This is a genomic window from Anaerolineales bacterium, assembly GCA_037382465.1.
GTDB lineage: Bacteria > Chloroflexota > Anaerolineae > Anaerolineales > E44-bin32 > WVZH01.
This window is the reverse complement of record JARRPX010000116.1, coordinates 1-4137: the sequence shown is the minus strand read 5'-3', so window position 1 is coordinate 4137 and position 4137 is coordinate 1. Positions and strand designations below refer to the sequence as shown.

The 4137-nt window shown below is 58.6% G+C and carries 4 protein-coding genes; all 4 read left to right on the top strand.

The features are described from left to right. Window positions 1-49: 49 nt before the first annotated feature. Window positions 50-265 carry a hypothetical protein gene (locus tag P8Z34_17045; protein MEJ2552380.1) on the top strand — a complete coding sequence of 72 codons (216 nt, stop codon included), beginning with the start codon at window positions 50-52 and terminating at the stop codon, window positions 263-265. Window positions 266-1279: 1014 nt separating this feature from the next. Then, entirely contained in the window at window positions 1280-2290 is a 1011-nt protein-coding gene (locus P8Z34_17040) for an ATP-binding cassette domain-containing protein (protein MEJ2552379.1), read from the top strand. Between the two features lie 4 nt (window positions 2291-2294). After that, window positions 2295-3539, top strand: coding sequence for an ABC transporter permease (locus P8Z34_17035; protein ID MEJ2552378.1), 1245 nt, complete (start codon window positions 2295-2297; stop codon window positions 3537-3539). Window positions 3540-3553: 14 nt separating this feature from the next. Further along, window positions 3554-4137: ABC transporter permease (locus P8Z34_17030; GenBank protein ID MEJ2552377.1), on the top strand; the 584-nt coding region annotated here is incomplete at its 3' end.

Genomic DNA, 4137 nt, shown 5'->3' with positions numbered 1-4137 from the left:
GCTGGCTTTCATGGTGATCCCCTGACTGCAGATCATCGTTCTGCTCGGCGTGACGACCCCCGTGGCGCCTTTGCTTCTTACAAGGGCGGAGGGCTTTATTTCGATCCTAACGCGTTTCACGCCGCATGCGCACGCCATCGAAGCGTATTATTCCATCATGGCGGAAAACGCCGGGTTGGTGGACGTCCTGCCCGAGATCGAGTTTTTAGTGGGGATGGGCGTGATTTATTTCGTCATCGCGGTGTGGCGGTTCAAGTTTGAGTGAGGCGTGTTAGTGGTGGGATGTGGGGGCAACCCCACATCCCAATATGTAGGTTGGGTTGAGGGCTACCGAAACCCAACATTTAACTCTAGGGGGATAACATCGAATACCGCAGATCGCGAGTGGATGGAGGAACGTACTTCTTTACGGTTGTGACCCATCGCCGGAGAAGATTCTTGTGCGAAAAGGAAAACGTTTCCCGCTTATGGGGGGCATTTCAGTATGTGATGACACGCCATACATTCAAGATGGATGCCTTTGTATTGCTCCCGGATCATATGCATTGCATCTGGACGTTACCCCAAGGGGATAGGGATTATTCAATGCGTTGGCGGCTGGTTAAAAGTACCTTCACACGCACCTGTGATATTGCCCTCCGCGGAACAGTGTCCGAATCGCGGAGACGAAACGGTGAACGGGCGGTTTGGCAAAGGCGCTTCTGGGAGCATCAAATTCGGGATGAAAGAGATTTAATCCAGCATTTGGAGTATATACATTACAATCCCGCACAACATGGTGTGGTGGATGCACCGAAGGAATGGGCACATTCCAGCTTCCTTCGTTATGCCCGAGAGGGATTCTACAGTCTGGATTGGGGAGTGGGAGGCACGATCTCGTTCGGTGCTGGGGTAGGTTTCGAGTAGTCAATGTGTTGGGTTTCGTTCCTCAACCCAACCCGCTTGTCTAAACAAGTTTTAAGCGAAGCGATGCAAAGGCAGCGGGATTTCTTATTGTAAAATGGTGAGTGTGCTGCATTTTTCGTTTTTCGCTGCGAAAGCCAATTGACAGATTTCCTTGTAACGATCGTATCGTTGCGTGTTGATGTATTGCCGTTAGCTCAATCGGGATAAGACCACCGCGGACGTAAGCTTGAATTTCGCTTCAAATATCAAGATGAGCTGTTTCGAAATTATTCGCTGGGGGTTCTTTTCTGTGCGAGAGTCGGCTGGATCGTTTCTGCACGACGAACCTTTGGGGAATTGATTCGTGCCAGAGAATCCATGAAGGGAGGCAAACATGCCTGCAATCTTAGAAGTCGATCAGCTGGTCAAGAAGTACGGCGACTTCGAAGCGGTGAAGGGGATCAGCTTCGAGGTCCAGCAGGGGGAGGTCTTCGGTCTGTTGGGGCCGAACGGGGCCGGCAAGACCCAGACCATCTCGATGTTGACCGGCGTGGTCACACCGACGTCGGGAACGGCGCGCATCGCCGGCAACGACATCCGCACCCAGATGGACGCGGCCAAGAAGGTCAATGGATTAGTACCCCAGGACCTGGCGCTCTATCCCACGCTCAGCGCCCGGGCGAATCTGAACTTCTTCGGGAGAATCTACGGACTGCGGGGCAAGGATCTCAAGCAGCGTGTCGAGGACGTGCTGCGCATCATCGCCCTGACCGAGCGCGCCGACGAGGCCGTGGAAAAATACTCCGGCGGCATGAAGCGCCGGGTCAACATCGGTGCCGGTTTGCTGCACCATCCCCGGCTGCTCTTCCTCGACGAGCCCACCGTCGGGGTGGATCCGCAGAGCCGCAACCATATCTTCGAGAGCGTGATGCGCCTCAATCGGGAACGCGGCATGAGCATCGTCTACACCAGCCACTACATGGAAGAGGTCGAACTGCTCTGCAGCCGGGTGGCGATCATCGACGAGGGCCGCATCATCGCCATGGACACGATCAAGAATCTGATCGCGCTGCTGGGCGGCGGGGTGATTCACGTCGGCCTGGAGGTCGTGGATGATGCGCTCATCGAAAAGATCGCTGCTTTACCCGGCGTGAAAGCGGCGGAGTTGACTTCCGTGCCCGTCCCGCCGCCGCCCGGGGTGACGGAAGAGCCTGAAAGCATGGAGCGCGAACCGGTTTCAACCACCCCCGTGGTCAAGATCGTCGCCGAGCACAGCCAGACGGCGATCGTCAACGTGATCGGCTTTCTCAACGATCAGGACATCCATCTCACTTCGTTGGAAATTCTCGAACCAAACCTGGAGAGCGTCTTCCTGCATCTGACCGGGAAGAAGCTGAGGGAGTGAGACGATGAGAGCCCTGAGTATCGCTTTCAAAGACCTGCAGATCTTCTTCAAGGATCGCGGCGCGGTGTTCTTCCTGTTTTTGGTCCCTTTGTTCTTCGTCATCGCCTACAGCGGGGTGGCCAGCGCTTTCGGCGAGGAAGCCGAAGACGTGAAGATCGCCCTGCCGGTCGTGGATCTGGACGGCGGAGAAGCGTCCGCCGCACTTCTCTCTGGATTGAACGCCGCGGGCGGTGTGGAGACCGTCCAGTACGACGAGGCGGAGGCACATACGCTGCTGGAAAATGAGCAGATCGCCCGCCTGCTGACCATCCCGGCGGACTTCGGCGCCAACTTGGCGCGCAGTGTTCCCGTGACGCTGAAACTCGTGAATATCCCCTCGGCCAACGCGAGACAAACCGAAGTCGTGCGCCTGGTCGTGGAGGGCGTGGCGCGCGACCTGACGCTGCAGAATCAGATCTTCACCAGCCTGCAGCAGATGGGCGAGATGCAGGCCAACGCGCCCGCGGCGTTTCGAGAAGCCTTTTCCACGGAGCGGCTGCAGGCCCAGGCGCAAAGCCAGTTCGAAAACTCGCGCGGCCGCCCGCTGGTGACGGTGGTGCAGACCGTCCCGGCTGTGGAGGAGGAACGGGAGGAGACTCCCAACCTCGGGCTTCTGGCCGTGCCCGGTTTCGCCGTGCTGTTCGTTTTCCTCATGGCGCAGACGACGGCGCGCTCGATCTACGACGAAAGAAAAGTGGGGTCGTTCCGCCGCCTGATGGCCGCGCCGCTGAGCAAGGCCACGCTGCTCACGGGCAAGATCCTGCCCAACTTCCTGACCGCCCTGATCCAGATCGTGGTCATCTTCGGGTTTGGGGCCTATGGCCTGAAATTGATGGATTTCACGCCCGTTCCGTTGGGGAAAGACCCGCTGGCGCTTGCCCTGGTTGCGATCGTGGTGGCGCTCTGCTCGAGTTCGCTCGGGGTGGTCATCGCCGCCATAGCCCGTACGGAAAGCCAGATCGGCGGGATCAGCAGCCTGCTGTTGTGGGGCATGGGCGCAATCGGCGGCTCGATCATCCCGCTCTTCGCCCTGGAGACGTTTCTGGGTCCGCTGCCGAAGATCGTGCCGCATTATTGGGCCAACAAGGCCTTCGAGAACGTGATGATCCGCGGCCTGGGGTTGGTCGACGTGCTGCCCCAGATCGGCGTGCTGCTGGGCTTCACGCTGCTGTTCCTCGCCATCGGTGTATGGCGATTCGACTTCGAGTAGGGAGGAGGGCGATCATGAACATGTTGAATAACATCCTTGCCGTTGCCTGGAAAGAGCTGCAGTTAATCGCCCGGGATCGCGGCGCGCTGGCGATCTTCTTCCTGCTGCCCCTGCTGCTGAGCACGATTCAGGGCGGGGCGAACGCCGTCGCCAATTCGGAGGAAGCTGCGGCGGCCATCCTGCTGAACGTGCAATTGGTCAACGAAGACCCAGGGGATTTTGGGCGTGAGGTGGTCAACGCCATCGAGAACATCGATGAACTTGCCATCGCGAGTCCTGCGACTGTGGAAGACGCTGAAGAATCCGTGCGCCAGGGTGAAGCCGCCGCGGCGATCGTCATCCCGGCGGACTTTTCGGCGAGCATCGACGCCTACGAGCCCACCGAGATCGAAGTCATCGTCGATCCGGCGGAACCGGAAAGCGCCAGCATCGTCTCCGGCATCATGAACCAGGTGGTGGCCGAGGTGACCATCTGGGGCGAAGTGCAGTACGGCATCCGCAGCGTGTTCGACAAATCCGGGCTGCTGGGCGATCTCAACGCCGAACAGCGCCGCGGCATCGAAGCGCAGAACCTGGGTGTGATCATGACCAGCTTGAA

Coding starts and splice junctions, on each gene's coding strand:
- P8Z34_17040 (MEJ2552379.1), top strand. CDS start 1,280: ATGCCTGCAATCTTAGAAGTCGATCAGCTGGTCAAGAAGTACGGCGAC.
- P8Z34_17035 (MEJ2552378.1), top strand. CDS start 2,295: ATGAGAGCCCTGAGTATCGCTTTCAAAGACCTGCAGATCTTCTTCAAG.